Origin of the sequence: Acidiphilium sp. C61 (assembly GCF_905116885.1) — a bacterium.
GTDB lineage: Bacteria > Pseudomonadota > Alphaproteobacteria > Acetobacterales > Acetobacteraceae > Acidiphilium.
On sequence record NZ_CAJHNI010000005.1, the window covers coordinates 1893538 to 1913365 of the forward strand.

The window sequence follows — 19828 nt, forward strand, 5'->3', positions numbered from 1 at the left end:
TCATACCGGTGCGCGGGGATGGCTTGCGCCCCTGCGGGCGGCACAGATAGAAGATCGTCACGGTCGCCACCGGCGGCCGCCATCCAGCCCCGGAGACGTCCATGAGCCGCATCATTCGCACCGAAGCGAACGAAATCCTTTCCAAAGCCGTCGAATATCATGGCTTCGTCTACACCCAGGGTGTGGTCGCGGCGGATCCCTCGGGCGACATCACGGCGCAGACCCGCGACGTTCTGGCCCAGATCGACGCGCTGCTCGAACAGCACGGCACCGACAACACGCGCCTTTTGCAGGCTCAGATCTGGCTGAAATCGATCGATGACCGCGCGGCGATGAACACGGTGTGGTCGGCCTGGCTGCCGGAGGGTAGTGCGCCCGTGCGCGCCTGTGTCGAGGCGAAGCTTGCCGACCCGCGCCTGCTGGTCGAGATCATGGTCGTCGCCTGCCGCTGAGCTTCGCTCAAATTACCGAAAATTGCACTTCGCGCCGGGTGAATGCCAGATTTTCACCCGGCGTTAGCAATTTCGCGGTAAATTGATGTTTGTGACACCGGTGAAACATTAAATTCTCATCGTGTGTGACATTTTTGCTTGCCCCAAGGGTTGCATTAATCGCAGTCCCCCCGTAACAGGAATGCAAGTCATGCGTGGCTTGAAATAATTTTACGGGGTTTCTGCGTGGGTGATGTGCCTGTCGTCCCGAGCCAGAACGATCCCGCAGATGGCTGTTTGGATTGCGGTTTTTTTGTGTTCGATTGCGCCATGGGGGTCGGAAAGGTGAACGAGGCATGAGAACGTGCGTGACGAATTTGAATGGAGTGTTACGCATCGTCGGCGGCGTTTCGTCTGTCATGCTTTGCACGCAAATCGCTCATGCCAAGGCGACTCGTGTTATTGATGTCTCTGTAACACGGACCGCCAAGCCTCCCGTCCGCAAAGTCGCCGCCCGTCACATCCCCGTCCATCACGCCAGTGCGCCAGCCGCACAGCCGGTCAAGATCCACCACGTTGCCGCTCATGTCGCAAAGCCGCATGTCGCCGTTGCCCACGTCGCGCCGGTCCGGCACACCGCCGTTCATGTTGCACAGCCGCATGTGGCTGTTGCCCATGTCGCGCCGGTCCAACACGCCGTCGTGCATGTCGCCCCGGCGCATCGCGAGATCGTGCACGCGGTTGTTCGCCATGTCGCCGCGCGTCATCCGGCTGAAGCGCATCATGTCGTTGTGCGTCATGTCGCTGAACGCCGCCCGGTGGAAGCACATCACGCAGACGCACATCATGTCGTGATCCGCCACGTCGTCGAGCGCCGCCCGGTCGAGACGCATCACACTGTCATTCGTCACGTCGCAGCCCGCCGGATGGTCGACCATCCGCCGGTCGTTCACCATGTCGTGCTGCATGAAGCCCGCAGCTTCCGCGTGCACTATCCGCACCGGCTCGCCAGCAGCCATGGCGGCTATCGCTGGTGCGTGCCCTACGCCCGGGTTGCCTCGCATATCGACATCAAGGGCGATGCGTTCCTCTGGTGGGCCGAAGCGGCTGGCCGCTATGCCCGCGGCCACCGGCCCGAAGCGCGCGCGGTGCTCAACTTCCGCCCGACCGGCCGCATGCCGCTTGGCCATGTTGCCGTCGTCGCGAAGGTGATCAACAGCCGTGAGGTTCTGGTCAACCAGGCGAACTGGATCCCCGATACCGTCTCCCACGACGTTCCGGTGATCGATGTCTCACCGCACAACAACTGGACTGAGGTGAGGGTCGCAATCGGAAACGGCCGGTTCGGCACGCCCTATCCGACCTACGGGTTCATTTACGACCAGGCGCCGAGCAACGTTGTCTACGCCAGCAATGGCGGTACTGAAGTTGCCGAGGCGCCGGTTGCCCACAAGATCCGCCTGACCGCGCCGAACCGCAAGCTGCGCTGATCGCGCCGCGTTTCAGCCCGGCATGTGCCGGGCCAGGGCAAGAAAATCTTCCGGCGTCAGGGTTTCCGCCCGGCGAGATGGGTCGATCCCCACTGATTCAGCCAATGCTGCGCCGCCTAGCGCCTTCAGCGAGCCCCGTAGCATCTTGCGCCGCTGGCCGAATGCCGCTGCGCTCACCCGTTCCACCCTTGCCAGCAGCGCGGCCGGCAACTGGTCTTCGTGTGGCACCAGCCTGACAATGGCAGAATCCACCTTTGGCGGCGGTGAAAACGCGCCCGGCGGCAGCGTGAGCACGATCGCGCCGCGCACCGTCAGTGCCGCCAGCACCGCGAGACGACCGTAAGCCGCACTGCCCGGGGCGGCCACGATTCGCTCCGCGACCTCGCGCTGGAACATCAATGTCATCGAACGGAATTCCGCCGCCTGGTGCAGCCAGCGGAGCAGCATCGCCGTGCCGGCGTTATAGGGCAGGTTGGCGACGATCGCCCGCGGTCCTGGCACCTCGGCGGCAAGATCGATGTCGAGCGCATCCCCCTGGATGATCCGCAGCCGTCCCGGATATGCCGTCACGAGTTCCGTCACTGCCCCTACCGCGCGCGGATCGAGCTCGATCGCCGTCACGCTGGCAGCGCCGCTGGCCAGTAGCGCCCGCGTCAGCCCGCCTGGGCCGGGGCCGACCTCGATCACGTTCACCCCGTCGAGCGGCCCGGCCAGCCGCGCGATCCGCGCCAGCAGGTCGGGGTCGAGCAGGAAGTGCTGGCCGAGTGCCCGCTTCGCCGAAAGCCCGTGCCGCGCGATCACGTCGCGCAGCGGTGGCATCTCGCTCATGACGCGCTGTGGAAGGTCCGGATCACGGCATTGCGGTGCAGCGTATCCATCAGCCGCTGCGATTCCAGCGATACCCGCCGGTTGATCAGCATCTCCGCGATCGTCTTGCTGTCCGGCAGGCCGATCTTCACTGTCTGCCGCTTGCAGACCATGACGATGGCGATCCCCTTGCTGGAGACCAGCGGCTGGCTGGCCTGGCCCAGCGGCAGGGTGGCGAGAAGCTGGCGGAATGCCGCCGGGCGAACCGTCGTGAGATCCACCGGGCCGGGATTCGATTTCTGCACATTCCCCGCCGCCGCGTTCGCCGCCTCGACATCGGCGCAGCTATGCAGCGAACCACGCACCGCATTTGCGTGCTGCAACACGCCGAGCTGCTGCGCGTTCGGCTGGCCGCCGGCAAAGGGGGTGGCGAAGGGCAGGAACGCCTCGCGGATCGACAGTTCGGTCTTGTCGCCCTCGCCGAACTTGCGGATCCCGAGCTGGTTGACGATCTCGAAACCGCCCGCTACCCGCACCGGATCGCTGATTGCCCCGACCGGCATCTGCTCGACAATGCGCCGCACTGCCGGATCGAGCAGATCCGGCTCCACCCAGCCTCGGTCGCCGCCGGTCAGCGCGCTTTGCCCCTGGCTGAACTGCGCCGCAACCACCGGGAACGCCGCCCCGCCGCGCAGCTGCCGGATCACCACATCGGCAAAATGTCGTGCTCCCGCCGCATCCTGCGGGTTTTCCACCGGGATGAAGATTTCCGCGATGTGATACTGCGTCGTGCCGATTTGCCGCTTCATCGCCGCCGCTTCCGCGGCAATGTCTTCCGGTGTCGGCCGCAGATCGGCGCCGAGCTTCTTGCGCAGCACATCGGTCCAGCCGATCTGGGTGCGGAACTGGTTGACCAGCGTCGAGAGCGGCACCCCGGCGGCGGCGAGCTTCTTCTGCAACGTGCCGGGCGGCAGGTGGTTCGCCGCATTCACCCGCTGCAACGCGGCGGCGATCTTGTCCTCCGGCACCACCACCTTGTTCTGTTCGATTGCCTGCAACTGCAGGGCCTGGTCGATCAGTTCGCGGGTGATCTGCGGACGGAGCCGCTGGAGCGTGTCCGATCCGGTCGGCAGGCCGGCGGAGAGGGCGAAGAGCCGCGTGCGCGCAGCGACATCGGCATTGGTGATGACGGTGCCATTCACCACGGCGGCGATGCTCGCGGTTTGCGCGCGCGCCGGCGTTCCGGGTGCGAGCAGGCCTGCGGCAAGGCCGATCAGGGCCGCGTAAGAGACGAACGATTTCATAGGGCGCTGAATCCGATATTCCCGAGTGTCTTGAGCGTGACGGTGATCAGCAGCGTCGTCGTGCCGTGATCGTAGTTGTAGGAGGTGAAGTTGCGATAGAAATTGAAGCTCACGGCGGTGCACTCGTTCTGCCAGACGGCGCCGATCGTGGCATTGTCGAACCGGCCGGTGGCAAGATTGCGCTGCACCCCGGCCGAGATCGACCAGTGCGGCACCAGCGTGGTCGAAACGCCGAGCGTCACTTCCCGCTGCGCCACGAAATACTGAGCGGGAGGCGTGGCCGACTGGGTGAACAGCGAATAGGGGTTGGTCGTACTGTAGAAATACCCGGCCGAGGCGCGCAGGCTGGGCGGCCCGAAGGTCGCATAGCTGTCGATCATCTGGGTGGAGAGATCGCGATGCGACAGCCGGGTGCGGTAGGTCAGGCTGAGCCAGCGCGCCGGCGCGATCGTCGCCCGCCCCACCACGTCCGAATAGTGCCCGCCGAGCCCGCTCTCCGCCGGATAAAGCTTCGAGGTTTCAAAAGCGTAGGACTGGCCGATCATCCCGCTCGCCGAGGCGCCGCCCGGCAAAAGCCAGCTCCCCTGTAGCGCGTAGTCGACCCGTGCGCCGCCGGCGAAACGGTCGATACCGCCAAAGCGTTGCAGGCTGAACAGGTTCGCGTCGGTAAACTGGAAGTCGAGACTGTCCTCGTTCGGGATCGTCGTCGTCTGTCCGAGCCCGTAGACCGGTGCAGCCACCAGCTGCACCCGCGGCTCGATGATCTGGGTGCCCCAGCGTCCGGCGTCGCGCTCCAGCGGCCAGGCGAACGACACTGCGCCGATCGGGATCGCGCGTGCGGTCTGCGATGTGGTGAGCGGCGAGTAGTTCGGCTGCAGGTTGAGCTTGTCCGCCGAATACCCGGCGGCGATCAGCCGCACCCGCGCGTCCACCAGCAGCCCGTCCGGCCCCTGCCGCGGCAGGTCGTAATTCGCGATCATCGCGACGCGCCGCGTCTGCGTGCCGACCTGGCGCAGGACATTGAAGGCGTTGGCGGTGAGCGAGAACCGCCCGCCCCAGCTGTCCGCCTGCCCGTCATAGCTGTAGCGGGCATAGGGCAGCACGATCGGCAGCCGGTTCTGGCTGATCGAAGCGACGAGACCCTGGTAGGTCTCCGCCTCGATCCGCGCGTAGGAACCGCGGCCGAACCCTTCCAGCCAGGCGTTGGACGCGAGGTAGGCGAGGTTGGGCAGATACCGGAAATCGTTGAGATACTGCGCGCTCGATGTGCGGTTATAGCTGAAGCCGGCGCGCCAGGAGCGGTTGAGGTCGAACGTGCCGTTGGCGAAGATCGAGTCGGAAATCCCGCCGCGGTCGGCATAGCGGTCGTGCCCGCCGGAGACGTTGACGCTCAGCTTGCCGTCATTGAAGGCCCGGCGATATTTCAGGTCGAGCACCGGCCCCGCCTTGGTCGCGACGATCGGGACGATCGTCACGTCCTGGCTCTTGCCGAGATCCCAGAAATACGGTGTGGCGATGAAGCTGCCGACATGGGTCGAGCCGCCGAAACTCGGGATCAGCAGCCCGCTCTGCCGCTTCACCGAAGGGTCGGGCTGGGAGAGATAGGGCAGCCAGAACACCGGCACGCCATAAATCTGGATCTGCGCGTCGTGATACTCGATCACCTTGTGCTGCAGGTCTTCCACCGCCTGGCGGGCGCGGATCTGCCACAGCGGCGGCGCCGTCGGGTCGCTCTTGCAGAGATTGCAGGTGGAATAGACCGGCTTGGAAAGTTCCTCGATCACCCCGCCATAGCGCCGCGCGCCGTTCGCCACCATGCGGCCGTTCTGCGCGAGGATCGACGCCACGTCGTGCAGCACCGCGTTCTTCATGCCCTGCGACAGAGCGGCATGGCGCGCGAACACCACCGCGCCGTCCGGCTCGATCATCACCACATGACCGGACGCGACCGCCGTATTGTGCCGCCGGTCGATCTCGACGCGGTCGGCCTGCAGCACGTGGCCGTCCTGCCACGCCTCGACATGGCCGGCGGCGACGACGATGCCGGTGCCGTGGTCATAGGAAACCCGGTCGGCGAGAAAGGTGACGGGGGCCGATTTCGAAACCGGCGTCTGCGGTCCGGCGACCAGTGCGGCCATCTGCGCGCGCGCGGCCGTGGCCGCCAGCATCGTTCCGGCAATCCCGATCCCGATGCGTCGGCGCAATCCTGCGCGGCGGCGTTGCTGGGCCTCTTTCATGCTTCAGCCATCCTCCAGATGGAGCAACAAGGCAAGCGCCAGCATCAGCCCGGCGGCGGCCGGCGCCCATGCCGCGAGGCCGACCGGCAGCGCCCCGGATTTGCCGAGCTGGGCCGCCACCTCCGACAGCATGAACAGCAGGAAGCCGCAGCCCACCCCGGCCCCGATCATCTGGATCGCCCCGCCCCGCCGCGATGGCCGCATCGAGAACCCGGCGGCTACAAGCACCATCGTCGCGCAGAGCAGCGGCAGCGCCAGGAGCTGCTGGAACGCCAGCTCGTGCGGCGCCGCCGGAAAGCCCGACCGGCGCAGCAGCCGGATGAAGCCCGGCAGCGCCCAGAACGACAGCGCGCTCGGGCTGGCGAAGCTCTCCTGCACCCGGCTCGCCGTCAGCGTCGTCGGAATCCGCAGTTCCGGCACCGCGCGCGGCGCATGCTCCGGGGTCAGGATCCGGGCCGTCTCGAAGCGCCAGTAGCCGGGCTCCAGCTGCCCGCCCGCCGCCTCGATCCGCTGGCGCAGCGTCGTTCGCGCCGATATCTGCAAGACCGTGACATGGCCGGTCACCAGCACCTTGCCGTGCAGGTGAACGCTGTTCGCATGCAGGATCGCGATGCCGCCCTTGCCCGCCGCCGGGTCGGCCTGGCGCAGCCACAGCTGCCCGCCCTGCAGCGAGAGCGGCCCGCCGCCGATCCCGAGATACGATGAATAGAGCGCCTCGGCGCGGGCGAACATGACCGCCGAAATCGGGCTGATCGCGGTGGTGCCGAGCACGCCGATCAGCGCTGCGGCCGCCACCGGCAGGGCAAGGAACTGCCAGGCCGAGGTGCCGGTGGCCCGCGCGACGACCAGCTCCGAGCTGCGTGTCAGCCGCCAGAAGGCGAAAATCCCGCCAAGCAGCACGGCGAAGGGCAGGATTCTCATCCCGAGCCAGGGCACCCGCAGGACCTCCAGCGCCAGCATCCGCCAGAACGTCGCCTGCGGCTTGTCGGCCGACTGACGCAGCAGGTCGAGGAAATCGAACAGCGATCCCACCGCCGTCAGCCCCGCCTGCATCGCGATCACGGCAACGACGAAGCGCCGGCCGATATAGAGCGAGAGCGTGAGCGGCGGCAGCCAGTTCCGCAGGCGGATCATGCGATTGCCTCGCGCAGCCGCCGCACGCCCCGCAGCAGCAGCCCGAGCCCGGCCAGCGCCGGCCCCAGCGTCACCACGAAGATCAGCGGGATCAGCGCATTCTGCCGCGCCGCCAGGGTCTCGACGCCGAGTTCAACCGCAACCAGCCCCATCACCCCGAAAACCGCCGCGACCAGTGCCGCCGTCCCGCCCTGCCGGCGGAACGGACTGCGCAGCACCGCGAGCAGCGCCAGCACCGCGTAGGACAGCACGGCGAAGGGCGAGGCGATCCGCCGCCACGCCTCTTCCCGCCAGCGCCGCCGCACCTCCGGGGCGATCTGCGCCGCGTCCGGGTGGAGCAGCTGCGCCATCGTCGCCTCCGAGGTCTTCGGCGCCAGATGCACGGTGCCGCCGCGTGGCTTGGCGAGGCTGATGAGATTGCGGTCGAAACTGAGGATGTTGAGCTGCCCGGTCTTGGGGTCGAGCTGCTCGCGCGAGCCGTCGCGCAGCAGCACTGCCGGGCCGTCCGCGCTCTCGATCAGCCGTCCGCTGCGGGCAAGGATCGTCGCCGGCTCGCCCTTCTGCCGCGCATCCTGGATGATGATGCCGTGCAGCACCTGGTCGGGGTCGCGCCGCTGCACGTAGACCGTGACATGCCCCGGAATCGCGGTGAACACGCCGGGCTCCAGCAGGAAGGCGGCGACCTGGTTGCGGATCACCGACTCGAAGCTGGTGAATTTTGCGAGCGTCGAGGGCACCAGCCACAGGTTGAGCGTCCAGCAGGCCAGCGTGGTCAGCGTCGCCAGCGCGAGCGCCGGCCGCGCGATCGCGGCATCCGACATGCCGCTGGCCCGCATCACCGTCAGCTCGCGGTCGGCGGCGAGCCGCGCATAGACGAACAGGATCACGATGAAACACGTGATCGGCAGGATCACCGCGACGAAGCTCGGCACCAGCAGCCCGGTCAGGTGCAGGAAGACGAACGGCGACAGCCCGTGCTGGATGATCATCTGGATGAAGCGCAGCGACTGCGTCAGCCACACCAGCGCGACGAGCCCGAGCGTCGAGACGGCCAGCCCGATGAGGAGCTGGCGGAACACGTAGCGGTCCAGCCGGGTTGGGGTCAGCAGGGCAAGCATTGCCGGTCTTTTGGCGGTGGGCCGCGTCAATGGCAAGTTAACGCTGTGTTCGCCGGCGCGCCGCGTCCATGATCGCGCGCATCCGCCTGATCGCCTCGGCGAGGCCGACGAACACCGCCTCGCCGACGATGAAGTGGCCGATATTCAGCTCCCGCACCTCCGGCAGTGCCGCGACCGGCCCGGCATTGTCATAGTTCAGCCCGTGTCCGGCATGCACTTCCAGCCCGAGCGCCGCCGCCCGCGCCGCCGCGGCGCGCAGCCGGTCCAACTCGCCCGGCCGTCCCTCGGCATAGGCGCCGGTATGCAGCTCGACGACCGGCGCGCCGAGCCGGGCTGCGGCTTCCAGCTGCACCGGATCGGGATCGACGAAGAGCGAGACGCGGATGCCCGCCTCGCGCAAGGCGACGATGCGCGGCGCCAGCGAGGCGGCCATCCCCGCCACGTCGAGCCCACCTTCGGTCGTCACTTCCTGGCGCCGTTCCGGCACCAGGCAGCTCGCATGCGGCTTCAGCTCGCAGGCGATCCCGACCATCTCCTCGGTTGCCGCCATTTCCATGTTGAGCGGCACCGAAAGCGCCCGCACGGCGCGCAGATCGGCATCGCGGATATGCCGCCGGTCCTCGCGCAGATGCAGCGTGATGCCGTCCGCCCCCGCCTCGATCGCGAGGCGCGCGGCGCGGAGCGGATCGGGTGTGGCGATGCCGCGGGCGTTCCGCAGCGTCGCGACATGGTCGAGATTGACGCCGAGCCGCAGCGCGCTCATCGACGCCCCGCCATGTCGCCGGCCAGACGCAGCGCCGCGACCAGGCTTTCCGCCCGCGCTTTTCCCGTCCCCGCGATGTCGAAGGCGGTGCCGTGGTCGGGCGAGGTGCGGATGATGGGCAGGCCGAGGGTGACGTTCACGCCGTTCTCCATGTCGATCGTCTTGAGCGGGATCAAGGCCTGGTCATGATACATGCAAAGCGCTGCGTCGTAACCCGCCCGCGCCGCCGGGGTGAACATCGTGTCCGGCGGCAGCGGCCCGAATGCGTCGATGCCCGCCTGGCGCAGTGCGGCGATGGCCGGCGCGATGATGGTCCGCTCCTCATCGCCCATCGCCCCCGCCTCGCCGGCATGCGGGTTGAGCCCGGCCACCGCGATGCGCGGCGCCGCCACCCCGAAATCCCGCGCCAGCGCCGGCGCCAGCGTCCGCCCCGCAGCCACGATGGCGCCGGTCTCCAGCGTCTCGATCGCCCGTCGCAGCGCCACATGCACCGTCACCGGCACCACGCGCAGGCCGGGGCAGGCCAGCATCATCACCGGTGCCGCGACACCGGTCAGCGCGCCGAGGAACTCGGTATGGCCGGGATGCGGAAAGCCCGCCTGATACAGAACCGACTTGGCGATCGGGCAGGTCACCACCGCCGCCGCCTCGCCCGCCAGTGCGAGCCGCGTCGCGGTCTCGATCGCCCCGGTCACCGCGGCGGCGTTGCGCGGATCGGGCCGCCCGGGGATCGCCGGCACCGCGAGCTTGACGTCCAGCACCGGCAGCGCCGTGCCGAACCGGGACGCGGCCTCGCCGATCCGCCCGATCCGCGCCACCGGCACGCCGAAGCCAGCGGCCCAGTCGGCATCGCCGATGAGCGCGAACGGAGGTAGCGTTGCCCGCGCGTCCCGCCAGGCGGCGGCGGCGATCTCACCGCCGATCCCGGCCGGATCGCCCATGGTCAGTGCGATCGGGGCGTCGGTATTGGCCACAGGCTCAGCCGGTCGGCCAGTCCCCGACCGCGATCCGCGGCATGTCGAACCGCTCCGTGGTCCGGGAATACCAGCCGCCGCCGTGCAGCCGGCCGATCAGGTCGAGCTTCGGCGTGTCGATATGGCAGCGCTCCGGGTTCAGCACCGCATCGTCGCGCACATGCATCGCCTGCACCTGCCCGATCACCATCGCGCGGTCGGGTCCGAACTCGATCATCGAATGCAGCGTGCATTCCATCGCCACCGGGCTTTCGGCGATGCGCGGGGGGCGGATCTTTTCCGAGGGCAGGGTGGTCAGCCGCGCCTCGGCCAGCTCGTCCACCTCGGGGCCGAACTCGATCGCGGTCACGTTCATCGCCTCGGCATTCTCGTGTGCCACGAGATTGACCACGAACTCCCCGGTCAGCCGGATGTTTTCGCCGGTATCCTTGGAATCGCCCGGCCGCCGCGCGCCGATGCCGAGGCAGAGGATCGGCGGTCCGGCACCGAATACGTTGAAGAATGAAAAGGGCGCGGCGTTCAGCCGGCCCTCGGTGCTCAGCGTTACCACCCAGGCGATGGGCCGGGGCACCACGGTCGAGGCCAGCAGCTTGTACTGGTTCTCGGGTGTCAGCTTGGTCAGATCGAACAGCATGGCCCGATCATCGCCGCTTCCGCCGTCCCTGTCCATGCGCGAAGCTGGCAGCCCGCATGAAAAAACCCCGCGCCTTGCGGCGCGGGGCGTTCGGGGAACGGCCGGGTCAGGCGGCCGCCTTCTCCTGTTCGATCACGTGTGTCGCCGCCGGAGCACCGGTGCCGATGGCGATCTTGCGGGGCTTCAGCGCCTCGGGAATCACACGCTTCAGCGCCACGTGCAGCAGCCCGTTCTCCAGCGCCGCGCCATCGACCACCATGTGATCGGCCAGCACGAAGCGCCGCTCGAACGCGCGCGAGGCGATGCCGCGATAGAGCATCTCGCCCCGGCCGGCCCCTTCGGCGATACGTCCGGTGATGATGAGGGTATTGTCCTTCACCGTCATGTCGATGTCCTCCGCGCGAAAACCGGCCACCGCCATGGTCAGGCGGTAGTCTTCGGCGCCGAGTTTTTCGATGTTGTAAGGCGGGTAGGCGGTCGCGTTGCCATCAGGCACGCTGTCGAGCAGCTGCTGCAGCCGGTCGAAGCCGATGGCGGTGCGGAAAAGTGGCGAAAAATCGAGCGTCATGAGTAACCTCCTCGGTCAAGCAAGGTTCAATGAACCGGGCTGTCCAACGGACCAGCCCGCAATGCCGGAAGAACCCCGAAGGCTTTCTTCCTGTCCGAGGATAAGGGAATTCGCCGCCGCGGCTTCAAGACCCGCGCACGCAAAAACGCGCCCGGCCATATGGCAAGGCGCGTTTCCCGGTCTTGCGTTTCCCGGTCTCGCGTTTCGCTGTCTGGCGCGGCGGGCGGCTTACTTCGTGCGCGCGCCGATCCCGGCGAAGCGCTTGTTGAACTTCGCCACCTGGCCCCCGGTGTCGAGCACGCGCTGCTGCCCGGTCCAGGCCGGGTGGGATTTCGGGTCGATATCGAGCCGCAGCGTGTCGCCGGGCTTGCCGTAGCACGAGCGGGTCTTGTACTCGGTGCCATCGGTCATGATGATGTTGATCTCGTGATAATCCGGATGGATATCGGCTTTCATCGCAACTCTCCTGATACTGGCCGATGCCGACCGGCCGCGTGACGGGCCCGCTTAGCGGTTTGCGCCGCCGGTGGCAAGTTCAACCTGTATCTTCCAAAGGAGGCCGCACCCCATGACCGAACCGACCCGCGAACAGAAATGGGAATCCCGCTACGCCGCCGCCGACGGCTACATCTTCGGCACCGCTCCGAACGCCTTTCTCGCCGCCAATGCCGGGCTGATCGAGCCGGGGGCAAAAGTGCTTTCGGTGGCCGACGGCGAAGGCCGCAACAGCGTCTTCCTCGCCGGCAACGGCGCGGATGTGCATGCGGTCGAGGTTTCGCCCACCGCCATCGCCCGCGCGCGCGAGCTTGCCGCCCGCCGCGGCGTCCATGTCGCCTTCGAGCAGGCCGATCTGCTGCGCTGGGACTGGCCGCGAGGCGCCTATGACGCGGTGGTGGCGATTTTCGTGCAGTTCGTGACGCCGGAAGAACGCCCGGCATTTTTCGGGCATCTGGTCCGCGCGCTGCGCCCCGGCGGCCTGCTGCTGCTCGCGGGCTACCGGCCCGAACAGGTCGCCAACCGCACTGGCGGCCCCTCCGATCCAGCGCATTGCTATACCGAAGCGATGCTCCGCGCCGCCTTCGCCGGCCTCGAGATCGAGCGGCTCGACAGCTACGATGCGGTGCTCGACGAAGGGCCCGGCCATTCCGGCCCCTCCGCGCTGATCGATCTCGTGGCCCGGGTCAGGACGGCGGCGTGATCTTCTTCGCCCGGTCGGCGGCCCGCCAGAGATACCAGGCCGCCGTGCTGCGATACGGCGCATAGGCCTCGCCGATCGCGGCGAAGGCGCGGGGTTTCGGCTGTGCCTCCAGCCCGTGGATCAGCCGATAGCCCTCGCGCACGCCGAAATCGTCCACCGGAAACACGTCCGGCCGGCCGAGCGTGAAGATCAGCAGCATCTCCACCGTCCAGCGGCCGATTCCGCGCAGGGCGCAGAGCCGCTCGATCAGCGCCGCATCGCTCATCCGCGCCGCGGCCCGCCTGGTCGGCACCGTGCCATCCAGCGTCCGCCGCGCGATGTCGCGCAGCGCCGCCGCCTTTGCGGCCGAGAACCCGCAGCCCCGCAGCGCCTCGTCCGACAGCGAGAGCAGATGCCCCGGCGCCGGCACCGGCGCCTCGGTCAGCGCGCGCAGCCGCCCCAGCATCGCCTCGGCGGCGCGGGCGTGGAGCTGCTGGTGCGCCACCGCCGAGATCAGCGCCTCATAGGGTTCGCGCGCCCGCTCCGGCTTCAGCGTGCAGCGCCCGACCTCGCGGATCAGCGCGCCGAGCACCGGATCGGCGTCGGCAAGATGGGCGCGGGCGAGGCGGCTCATCCGGGTTGTGTCATCGGCGAGCCATGCCTGCCATCCGCGCCAGGCGCCACCGCCAGGCGGAAAGCCGCCGCGCCAGGCGGCGGTTGCCCGTCCGCGCCAGCGCGCCGCGCAGCGCGCGCCGCAGCCGCAGCCGCACCGGCTCGGTCCGCATCAGCACCCAGGCCTTCGCCGCCAGCACCGCGTGATGGGCCCGCGCGAACCACTGCACCGAAAGCAGGCTCTGCTCGCACGCCTGATAGATCCAGATTGCCAGTAGCAGCGCGAATCCCTTGATGAACACGGCAACAGCCGTCGCCGCCAGCCAGTTGCCCTTTACCAGCAGCACCGTGGCCCAGAACCCGCTCAGATGATCGATCGCCTCCGGGATCAGGAACAGGAACAGCACCACCAGCGGCGGCAATGACTGCAGCGCCCGCCGCAGCCGGGCGATCGGCGGCGCCCGCGAGATCAGGTCGAGCAGCGCCTTCGTGCCGTCCCACACCACCCGTTCGAGAAACTCGACCAGCAATGCGAGCGGCAGCAGCAGCACGTCCTCGACCATCCGCAGCCGCCGCCGGCGGCGCGCGGTCCGGGCAGTCCTGTCATCGATCCGGCTGACCATGGTTCGATCCTACCACAATCGGCCTGGCACCCGATAGCGCATCATGAAGCCCCCTCCTGCCGGTTCCGGTTTTGCTCCGGCGCCCGGCGCTGCGGCGCGGCGGGCGAGGGCGGGCGCGATTGCGGCTGCGGGCGTGCTTGCGGGCGTGCTTGTGGGCGCTGCGGCTGGAACCGGTTTTGGTCCGGCATCCGGCGCTGCGGTGCTGCGGGCGGGCGCGGCTGCATCTGCATCTGCATCTGCATCTGCATCTGCATCTGCGGGTGCGTTTGGGGGCGCGTCGGGGGGCGCGTCTGGGGGTGCTGCGGCTGGAACCGGTTTTGCTCTGGCGCCCGGCGTTGCGGCGCGATGGGGGCGGGCAGGCGTGGCGGCATCTGTGGGCGCTGTGTCTGGAACCGGTTTTGCTCCGGCGCGCGCGGCGCTGTCCTGTAGGTCGGCACGGCGACGCCCGGCACCGGCAACGCCCGGCGCGGCGCGGCCGGCACGCCCGGTGCCGCGGGCACACCCGGCCGTCCCGGTGTCGGTGCCATCGCGGGCCGCGCGGGCTGCGCGGGGGAAGGTGCCGGCCGCGCCGGCTCCAGCGGCATCCGCAGGAACCCGCCATAGGCCGGCGCCGTCCGGCCCGGCAGCATCGGCCGCGCTGCCGCGAGCGCCTGTTCCGGCGCCGGATGTCCGAACCGCCCCACCGCGTCGCCCCGCCGCAGCGCCTCGGGTCCGATCAGCGTCGCCGCCATCCGGTTCGCCAGCCGCGCCGGATGATGCTCCGCCGCGAAACCCGGCGCGCCTGGGTCGCGATAGCGCGCCGGGTCCCGCACGTCGAACCGGTTCAGCCGCTCCACATAGGCGGGCGGGCAGCTGTACCACGGCAGAAAATTCTCGCCCGGCGCCAGCGGCACCCAGCCGACTGCCCCGCCATTCAGCCCCACCCCCACCGAAATCCCCGGCGCCACGTTGAAAAAGGCGACCAGCGCCGGCGCATAGACCGGCAGGGCGTGCGGCGGCACCGGCACCGGCGCGGGCAGCCAGCCCCACCGCCCGTGCCTGTGCAGCCAGCGGCCGTAATGGAACGGCGCAAAGCCCCAGGGCGCATCGTCGATCCAGGTCCACCCCCAGGGCGGCACATAGGCCCAGTGCCCGTGCCGGTAGGGCGCCCAGCCGGGCCCGACCCGCGGATACCAGATCGCGCCGTAATCCGGCACTTCACCCCAACTGCCGTAAGCGGCGAGCAGAGCCGCCCCGGTCATGCTGGTCACCACCGGCGGCGCGCCGGGCGGGGCGGGTAGGGCGGTTTCCGCCAGCATCCGCTCGATGAACGGGTCGGTCTCGAGCGGTCCGCGCGTCGCCCGCATTGGGGTCGCGCCGGCAAGGCGCGCCGTCTCATCCGCGCCGGCAAGGCGCGCCGTCTCGCCCGCGCCGAGCCGGAGCGACCCGCCATTGCCCGTCACCACCGCCGCGCCGTCGATCACGCCGATCCGCGTCGGCGTCGTCGCGTCCCCGGCGCTGATCGCGTAGCGCCCGTCCTGGCCAATCGTCACCACCCCGCGCGGCGTGCGGATCTGCCAGGTCTCGCCCGGCGCCAGGTAGCGCAGATCGAGAAACGCCTCGCCGCGCGGCACATCCAGCGTCGCGCTGTCCTCGCCGAGTGCTGCGATCCCGAGTTCGGTGCCGCCACCAAGGGTGATCCGGCTCCAGCCGAAGGTCAGCGCCGCCTCCGCACCGGGCTGCGCATAGAGCGTATCGCCGCCGATCAGAGGGTAGTTCAGCGTCGCCGGGCTCCAGTCGCCGCCGTCCCGGGCGAACGACACCGCCCCTTCGATCCGCGCGATCTGGCCGACGCGGGCAGGTGGCGCGCCATTCGTCTGGGCCTGGGCCTGGGCCGTCGCCCCGGCGAGCAGGGTGGCGAGCAGCCATGCAAAATGAAAGAACGTCGCGAACTGCCTGCGCATCATGCTCTCCTGAAGTCGCTTTTCTGTCGGTCGCACGCCTCTCCGGCGCAAGTCCGGCATGCTGGCGTCCGAAAAAAGGCGGCGCCGCATAAGGTTACAATTTTGGCATGAATTGGCCCCATCGCCGCCATACCGATCGGCACAATATGCGAAAGACGATGCAGGACACGACGATGAGACCGAATTTGCGCAGGATTCTGCTTGCGGCCGTGGCGGCCGGCGCGGCGCTCGCCCTTGGCGGATGCGTCTATTATCCGTCGAGTTACGGCGCCGGCTATGGCGGCGGATATTATACCTACCCCTATGCCCCGCCGCCGGTGGTTTATGGCGGCGTCACGATCGGCGGCGGCTGGTGGCACGGCGATGACGATGGCTGGCATCGCGGCTGGCATCACTGACCGCCCTTGCCAAGCCGGCGGGGGCGCGCCTATATCCCGCGTTGAAGAACAGCGCTCGTAGATGCGGCCCGATGGCCGCCGGCTCTGTTCACCGGCAGGCCGCGCCGTTGCGCCGCCACCGCCGGCAGGCGCGTTCCATACGGGGCGCGCACCCTCTGGGCGGCTCGTCTACGAAGCTTCCTGCCACCCTTGTGCCGCTCCATCATTGTGAAGGAGCCGCGACGAAAGCGCTGTTTTGACCGATTTTACCACACTCGGCCTCGCCGAGCCCCTGCTGCGCGCCATCAGCGAGCAGTCCTATGAAACTCCCACCCCGATCCAGGCCCGCTCGATCCCGGTGATGCTCGAAGGCCACGATCTGGTCGGCATCGCCCAGACCGGCACCGGCAAGACGGCCGCCTTCGTGCTGCCGATCCTGCACCGGATCGCGGCGAACCGCGCCCGCCCGGCGCCGCGCGCCTGCCGCGCCCTGGTCCTCGCCCCCACCCGCGAGCTCGCTACCCAGATCGCCGATGCCGCGCGCACCTACGGCAAGTTCACCCATCCCTCGATCGCCGTCGTGATCGGCGGCGCCAAGCCCGGCCCGCAGGCCCGCCGCATGGAATCCGGCGTCGACCTTCTGGTCGCCACGCCTGGCCGCCTGCTCGACCATGTCGCCGCCGGCGTCATCCGCCTCGATTCGGTGGAAACCGTGGTGCTCGACGAGGCCGACCAGATGCTCGATCTCGGCTTTATCCCGGCGATCCGCCAGATCATGGCGAAGCTGCCTCGCCAGCGCCAGGCGGTGATGTTCTCCGCCACCATGCCGAAGCCGATCCGCGCCCTGGCCGGTGAATTCCTGCGCGACCCGCGCGAGGTCGCCGTCAGCGTCGAATCGAAGCCGGTCGACCGGATCGACCAGCAGGTTCTCCTCCTCGCCCCCGAGGAAAAGAAGGACAAGCTCGCCTGGCTGCTGGCCGATGTCGCGGTCGAGCGCGCCATCGTCTTTACCCGCACCAAGCACGGCGCCGACAAGGTCACCCGCCATCTCGAGGATGCCGGAATCGGTGCCGCCGCGATCCACGGCAACAAGAGCCAGGGCCAGCGCGAGCGCGCGCTCGACCTGTTCCGCTCCGGCCGCATCCGAGTGCTCGTCGCGACCGACATCGCCGCCCGCGGCATCGATGTCGACAACGTCTCGCACGTGGTCAATTTCGAGCTGCCGAACGTGCCGGAATCCTATGTCCACCGCATCGGCCGCACCGCCCGCGCCGGCGCCGAGGGCGTGGCGATCTCGCTGGTCGAGCCCTCGGAGCTGCCGTATCTGCGTGATATCGAAACGCTGATCGGCCGCCAGCTCGTTCCCGGCGGCGCCCAGCCGGTGCGGGGCCTCGCGCCCCCGCATCTTCTCCGCGCCCGCAACCAGGTCGCCCGCCAGGGGCAGATGCCCAAGCGCAACGCCGCGCCGAAGGCCGCGCATGGCGGTCATGGGCATGGCCATGGCGGCGGTCACGGCAATGGCCAGGGGCATGGCGGCGGCCATCATGGCAAGCCGGCGCACGCGAATGCCGCCGGCAAGCCGCAGGGACGCGGCCGCTCAGCCGGCGGCGCCCGGGGGCGTTCGTCCAATCGCGCGGTAAATCGTGTTGCGTGATACGCCGAGCGCGCGCGCCGCGCGGCTGACATTGCCGCCGGCCGCGCGCAGCGCTGCCTCGATCCGCTGCGCCTGAACGTCGCGCAGCACCGAGCGCCCGCCGCCCGAAGCCGCCGAACCGCCATCCTCGGCCGGCAGCAGGGCGGCGATCGCCGCCTCGCCGATCACTTTCTCCCCGCCCAGAGCCGCGCGCGCCAGAAGGTTGCGCAGCTCCCGGATATTGCCCGGAAACTCGTGCCGCGCGAGGCGCGCTCCCGCCGCCGCATCCAGCCGTGAGCCGGGCGCCATCTGCTCCAGCAGGTGTGCCGCCAGCGAACGGATGTCGTTGCGGTCCTTCAGCGCCGGCAGGGTGATCTCGGCGATCGCGAGGCGATAATAGAGATCGGCGCGGAACCGCCCCGCCGCCACCGCGGCGGCAAGGTCCACATTCGTTGCCGTCAGCAGCAGCACGTCGACCAGCCGCGGCGCTCCGCCACCCACGGCCCGGACCGAGAAATCGTCGAGAAAGCGCAGCAGCGCCGCCTGCAAGGGCAGCGGCAGGTCGCCGATCTCGTCGAGGAACAGCGTCCCGCCATCCGCTTCCACCGCCAGCCCGTTGGCCCCGCCGCGCCGCGCGCCGGTGAACGCGCCCTCGACATGGCCGAACAGCTCGGCGGCGATCAGGTCCGGCGGAATCGCCGCGCAGTTCACCGCGACGAACCGGCCGCTCCGCCCCGAGGCCCGGTGTGCGTAGCGCGCGGCCACTTCCTTGCCCGTGCCGGTCGCCCCGCGGATCAGCACCGGCACGCCGCGCACTGCCGCGCGCGCCGCCATCTCGAGCGCCGCACGCGCCGCCGGATCCTCCGCGACGATTGCATCCGCCGCTGCCGGATCCTGCGTCCGGGCGCTGGCGCGTGGCCGTGCCGCCGCCTCTGGCTGGTCAAGCCGCGCGTGCAGCAACCGCCCCGACCGGTCGGTCAGCGTGCCCAGCGTCCCCGGCCGGAGCTCGCCGGGGGCGAACAGCGCGCCGAACGCCGCCCCCACCGGCTCGGCCAGCCCGGCCAGGATGAACCGCGCCTGGTCGTTCGCCGCCACCACCCGGTCGGCGGCGTCGAGCGCCAGCAGCCCGGCATAGGCGGTGTCGATGAACTCGGCCCGACCGTGAACCGCCAGCAGCCGCTTGCCGGCCAGTCGCGCGCGGAACAGCCGCGCCTCGATCTCGGCGGCGGCCAGCGCCACGATGGCCCGCGCGTTGGGCGCATAGGACTCGCTGAAGCAGGTTGCGTCGAGCACACCCGCCAGCGTGCGGTCCGGCAGGAAGATGGGTGCCGCGATGCAGGTCAGCCGCTGGTGATGGGTAAAGAAGTGCTCGGCGCCGCGCACCACCATGCGCTGGCGGGCCTCGCTCGCGGTCCCGAGCGCGTTGGTGCCGGCCATCGCCTCCTGCCACACGGTTCCGGGAACGATGCCGAAGGCCTCGATATCGGTGCGCCGCCCCTCGCTTGCCAGCGCGTCGAGCAGCACGCCCTCGGGGTCGGCGAAGGCGAGCATGAAGCTGTCGCGGCCGAGCTGACGCTGGAGGGTCTGCATTTCCGCCCGGGCCAGCCGCCGCACGGTCTCGTGCGCGGCGCGGTGCCGTTCCAGCATGTGCCGTTCGATCCGCTCGACCGGCGGGGGATGGTGCGGCTCAAGCCCCGCATCGAGACAGCGCCGCCAGCTCGCGGCGATGGGGGCGGCCAGCAGCCCGGCCGGGATCGCCCGGCCAAGTTCCAGCAACGAGCGCGCCTGGGCCAGGCGTGAGTCGGTGGCACGATGCGCCAGCATGTTTCCTCCGAACGCTTTTGTCCCTTGGCCGGGCTGGCCATGTCCGCCACCCCGGCGAAGTCTTTTATCTTTGTTCAACTTATACGCAGGCGGGCCGCAACGGAACACATGTTTTGTATCGCTGTTGCGGAATGGAGCATCCGCCTTGGCGCCGATCCTCCGCCCGGCCGCGAAAACCC

The 19828-nt window shown here is 69.3% G+C and carries 20 protein-coding genes; 5 read left to right on the forward strand and 15 right to left on the reverse strand.

Annotated features, from left to right (window positions below):
* Positions 1-101 precede the first annotated feature (101 nt).
* Complete coding sequence (locus tag HUW10_RS11745) at positions 102-452, forward strand: RidA family protein (RefSeq protein WP_174503677.1); 351 nt, start codon at positions 102-104, stop codon at positions 450-452.
* Between the two features lie 368 nt (positions 453-820).
* On the opposite strand, the gene HUW10_RS11750 is transcribed toward HUW10_RS11745, so the two are convergent.
* Positions 821-1387, reverse strand: coding sequence for a hypothetical protein (locus HUW10_RS11750; RefSeq protein ID WP_217425396.1), 567 nt, complete (start codon positions 1385-1387; stop codon positions 821-823).
* On the opposite strand from HUW10_RS11750, the gene HUW10_RS11755 reads away from it, so the two are divergent.
* Positions 1358-1921, forward strand: coding sequence for a CHAP domain-containing protein (locus HUW10_RS11755; protein ID WP_174503679.1), 564 nt, complete (start codon positions 1358-1360; stop codon positions 1919-1921). The genes HUW10_RS11750 and HUW10_RS11755 overlap by 30 nt on opposite strands.
* Positions 1922-1933: 12 nt before the next feature.
* Here the strand turns inward: HUW10_RS11755 and rsmA are convergent, their stop codons facing one another.
* From rsmA to rpmE, 10 genes are all read right to left on the reverse strand, one after another.
* The gene (gene rsmA, locus HUW10_RS11760) at positions 1934-2749 is read right to left on the reverse strand and encodes a 16S rRNA (adenine(1518)-N(6)/adenine(1519)-N(6))-dimethyltransferase RsmA (RefSeq protein WP_174503680.1); all 816 of its coding nucleotides are present in this window, start codon (positions 2747-2749) and stop codon (positions 1934-1936) included.
* Positions 2746-4032 carry a peptidylprolyl isomerase gene (locus HUW10_RS11765; RefSeq protein ID WP_174503681.1) on the reverse strand — a complete coding sequence of 429 codons (1287 nt, stop codon included), beginning with the start codon at positions 4030-4032 and terminating at the stop codon, positions 2746-2748. The genes rsmA and HUW10_RS11765 overlap by 4 nt, the downstream gene beginning before the upstream one ends.
* A complete protein-coding gene (locus tag HUW10_RS11770; RefSeq protein WP_174503682.1) occupies positions 4029-6269 on the reverse strand; it encodes an LPS-assembly protein LptD in 2241 nt (746 codons plus the stop codon). The genes HUW10_RS11765 and HUW10_RS11770 overlap by 4 nt, the downstream gene beginning before the upstream one ends.
* Before the next feature lie 3 nt (positions 6270-6272).
* Positions 6273-7403, reverse strand: coding sequence for an LPS export ABC transporter permease LptG (gene lptG / locus HUW10_RS11775; protein WP_174503683.1), 1131 nt, complete (start codon positions 7401-7403; stop codon positions 6273-6275).
* Positions 7400-8521: an LPS export ABC transporter permease LptF gene (gene lptF / locus HUW10_RS11780; RefSeq protein ID WP_174503684.1), complete on the reverse strand. Its 1122-nt coding sequence runs from the start codon at positions 8519-8521 to the stop codon at positions 7400-7402. The genes lptG and lptF overlap by 4 nt, the downstream gene beginning before the upstream one ends.
* A 37-nt stretch (positions 8522-8558) precedes the next feature.
* Positions 8559-9284, reverse strand: a complete 726-nt coding sequence (locus tag HUW10_RS11785) for a pyridoxine 5'-phosphate synthase (protein ID WP_174503685.1) — start codon at positions 9282-9284, stop codon at positions 8559-8561.
* Positions 9281-10258, reverse strand: a complete 978-nt coding sequence (gene pdxA, locus HUW10_RS11790) for a 4-hydroxythreonine-4-phosphate dehydrogenase PdxA (RefSeq protein ID WP_174503686.1) — start codon at positions 10256-10258, stop codon at positions 9281-9283. The genes HUW10_RS11785 and pdxA overlap by 4 nt, the downstream gene beginning before the upstream one ends.
* Before the next feature lie 4 nt (positions 10259-10262).
* A complete protein-coding gene (locus HUW10_RS11795) occupies positions 10263-10892 on the reverse strand; it encodes a flavin reductase family protein (protein ID WP_174503687.1) in 630 nt (209 codons plus the stop codon).
* A gap of 106 nt (positions 10893-10998) precedes the next feature.
* Positions 10999-11460, reverse strand: coding sequence for an Hsp20 family protein (locus HUW10_RS11800; protein ID WP_174503688.1), 462 nt, complete (start codon positions 11458-11460; stop codon positions 10999-11001).
* A gap of 228 nt (positions 11461-11688) precedes the next feature.
* Positions 11689-11916 (reverse strand): 50S ribosomal protein L31, encoded by a 228-nt coding sequence (rpmE, locus tag HUW10_RS11805; protein ID WP_174503689.1) that lies wholly within the window; start codon positions 11914-11916, stop codon positions 11689-11691.
* Positions 11917-12028: 112 nt separating this feature from the next.
* Here rpmE and HUW10_RS11810 point away from each other — a divergent pair, with 112 nt between their 5' ends.
* On the forward strand, positions 12029-12658 hold the full coding sequence (locus HUW10_RS11810; protein WP_174503690.1) for a bifunctional 2-polyprenyl-6-hydroxyphenol methylase/3-demethylubiquinol 3-O-methyltransferase UbiG: 630 nt from the start codon (positions 12029-12031) through the stop codon (positions 12656-12658).
* Here the strand turns inward: HUW10_RS11810 and HUW10_RS11815 are convergent.
* The 3 genes from HUW10_RS11815 to HUW10_RS11825 are packed head-to-tail and all read right to left on the reverse strand — an operon-like array spanning position 12642 to position 15818.
* Positions 12642-13271, reverse strand: coding sequence for a DNA-3-methyladenine glycosylase (locus HUW10_RS11815; RefSeq protein ID WP_174503691.1), 630 nt, complete (start codon positions 13269-13271; stop codon positions 12642-12644). The genes HUW10_RS11810 and HUW10_RS11815 overlap by 17 nt on opposite strands.
* 10 nt (positions 13272-13281) lie before the next feature.
* Positions 13282-13872 carry a hypothetical protein gene (locus tag HUW10_RS11820; protein ID WP_174503692.1) on the reverse strand — a complete coding sequence of 197 codons (591 nt, stop codon included), beginning with the start codon at positions 13870-13872 and terminating at the stop codon, positions 13282-13284.
* 41 nt (positions 13873-13913) lie between these two features.
* Positions 13914-15818, reverse strand: coding sequence for a DUF6600 domain-containing protein (locus HUW10_RS11825; RefSeq protein ID WP_236656358.1), 1905 nt, complete (start codon positions 15816-15818; stop codon positions 13914-13916).
* A gap of 170 nt (positions 15819-15988) precedes the next feature.
* Between HUW10_RS11825 and HUW10_RS11830 the strand changes: the two genes are divergently transcribed.
* Together HUW10_RS11830 and HUW10_RS11835 are read left to right on the forward strand one after the other, a co-directional pair.
* Entirely contained in the window at positions 15989-16213 is a 225-nt protein-coding gene (locus HUW10_RS11830; protein ID WP_174503693.1) for a hypothetical protein, read from the forward strand.
* A gap of 235 nt (positions 16214-16448) precedes the next feature.
* Positions 16449-17846: a DEAD/DEAH box helicase gene (locus tag HUW10_RS11835; RefSeq protein ID WP_174503694.1), complete on the forward strand. Its 1398-nt coding sequence runs from the start codon at positions 16449-16451 to the stop codon at positions 17844-17846.
* Here the strand turns inward: HUW10_RS11835 and HUW10_RS11840 are convergent.
* Positions 17790-19649 carry a sigma-54-dependent Fis family transcriptional regulator gene (locus HUW10_RS11840; protein ID WP_174503695.1) on the reverse strand — a complete coding sequence of 620 codons (1860 nt, stop codon included), beginning with the start codon at positions 19647-19649 and terminating at the stop codon, positions 17790-17792. The genes HUW10_RS11835 and HUW10_RS11840 overlap by 57 nt on opposite strands.
* Between the last annotated feature and the right edge of the window lie 179 nt (positions 19650-19828).

Coding starts and splice junctions, on each gene's coding strand:
- HUW10_RS11750 (WP_217425396.1), bottom strand. CDS start 1,387: ATGGTGAACGACCGGCGGATGGTCGACCATCCGGCGGGCTGCGACGTG.
- HUW10_RS11810 (WP_174503690.1), top strand. CDS start 12,029: ATGACCGAACCGACCCGCGAACAGAAATGGGAATCCCGCTACGCCGCC.
- HUW10_RS11785 (WP_174503685.1), bottom strand. CDS start 9,284: ATGAGCGCGCTGCGGCTCGGCGTCAATCTCGACCATGTCGCGACGCTG.
- HUW10_RS11795 (WP_174503687.1), bottom strand. CDS start 10,892: ATGCTGTTCGATCTGACCAAGCTGACACCCGAGAACCAGTACAAGCTG.
- HUW10_RS11755 (WP_174503679.1), top strand. CDS start 1,358: ATGGTCGACCATCCGCCGGTCGTTCACCATGTCGTGCTGCATGAAGCC.
- HUW10_RS11770 (WP_174503682.1), bottom strand. CDS start 6,269: ATGAAAGAGGCCCAGCAACGCCGCCGCGCAGGATTGCGCCGACGCATC.
- rpmE (WP_174503689.1), bottom strand. CDS start 11,916: ATGAAAGCCGATATCCATCCGGATTATCACGAGATCAACATCATCATG.
- HUW10_RS11820 (WP_174503692.1), bottom strand. CDS start 13,872: ATGGTCAGCCGGATCGATGACAGGACTGCCCGGACCGCGCGCCGCCGG.
- HUW10_RS11745 (WP_174503677.1), top strand. CDS start 102: ATGAGCCGCATCATTCGCACCGAAGCGAACGAAATCCTTTCCAAAGCC.
- HUW10_RS11840 (WP_174503695.1), bottom strand. CDS start 19,649: ATGCTGGCGCATCGTGCCACCGACTCACGCCTGGCCCAGGCGCGCTCG.
- HUW10_RS11815 (WP_174503691.1), bottom strand. CDS start 13,271: ATGAGCCGCCTCGCCCGCGCCCATCTTGCCGACGCCGATCCGGTGCTC.
- lptG (WP_174503683.1), bottom strand. CDS start 7,403: ATGATCCGCCTGCGGAACTGGCTGCCGCCGCTCACGCTCTCGCTCTAT.
- HUW10_RS11830 (WP_174503693.1), top strand. CDS start 15,989: ATGAGACCGAATTTGCGCAGGATTCTGCTTGCGGCCGTGGCGGCCGGC.
- HUW10_RS11765 (WP_174503681.1), bottom strand. CDS start 4,032: ATGAAATCGTTCGTCTCTTACGCGGCCCTGATCGGCCTTGCCGCAGGC.
- lptF (WP_174503684.1), bottom strand. CDS start 8,521: ATGCTTGCCCTGCTGACCCCAACCCGGCTGGACCGCTACGTGTTCCGC.
- HUW10_RS11800 (WP_174503688.1), bottom strand. CDS start 11,460: ATGACGCTCGATTTTTCGCCACTTTTCCGCACCGCCATCGGCTTCGAC.
- HUW10_RS11825 (WP_236656358.1), bottom strand. CDS start 15,818: ATGATGCGCAGGCAGTTCGCGACGTTCTTTCATTTTGCATGGCTGCTC.
- rsmA (WP_174503680.1), bottom strand. CDS start 2,749: ATGAGCGAGATGCCACCGCTGCGCGACGTGATCGCGCGGCACGGGCTT.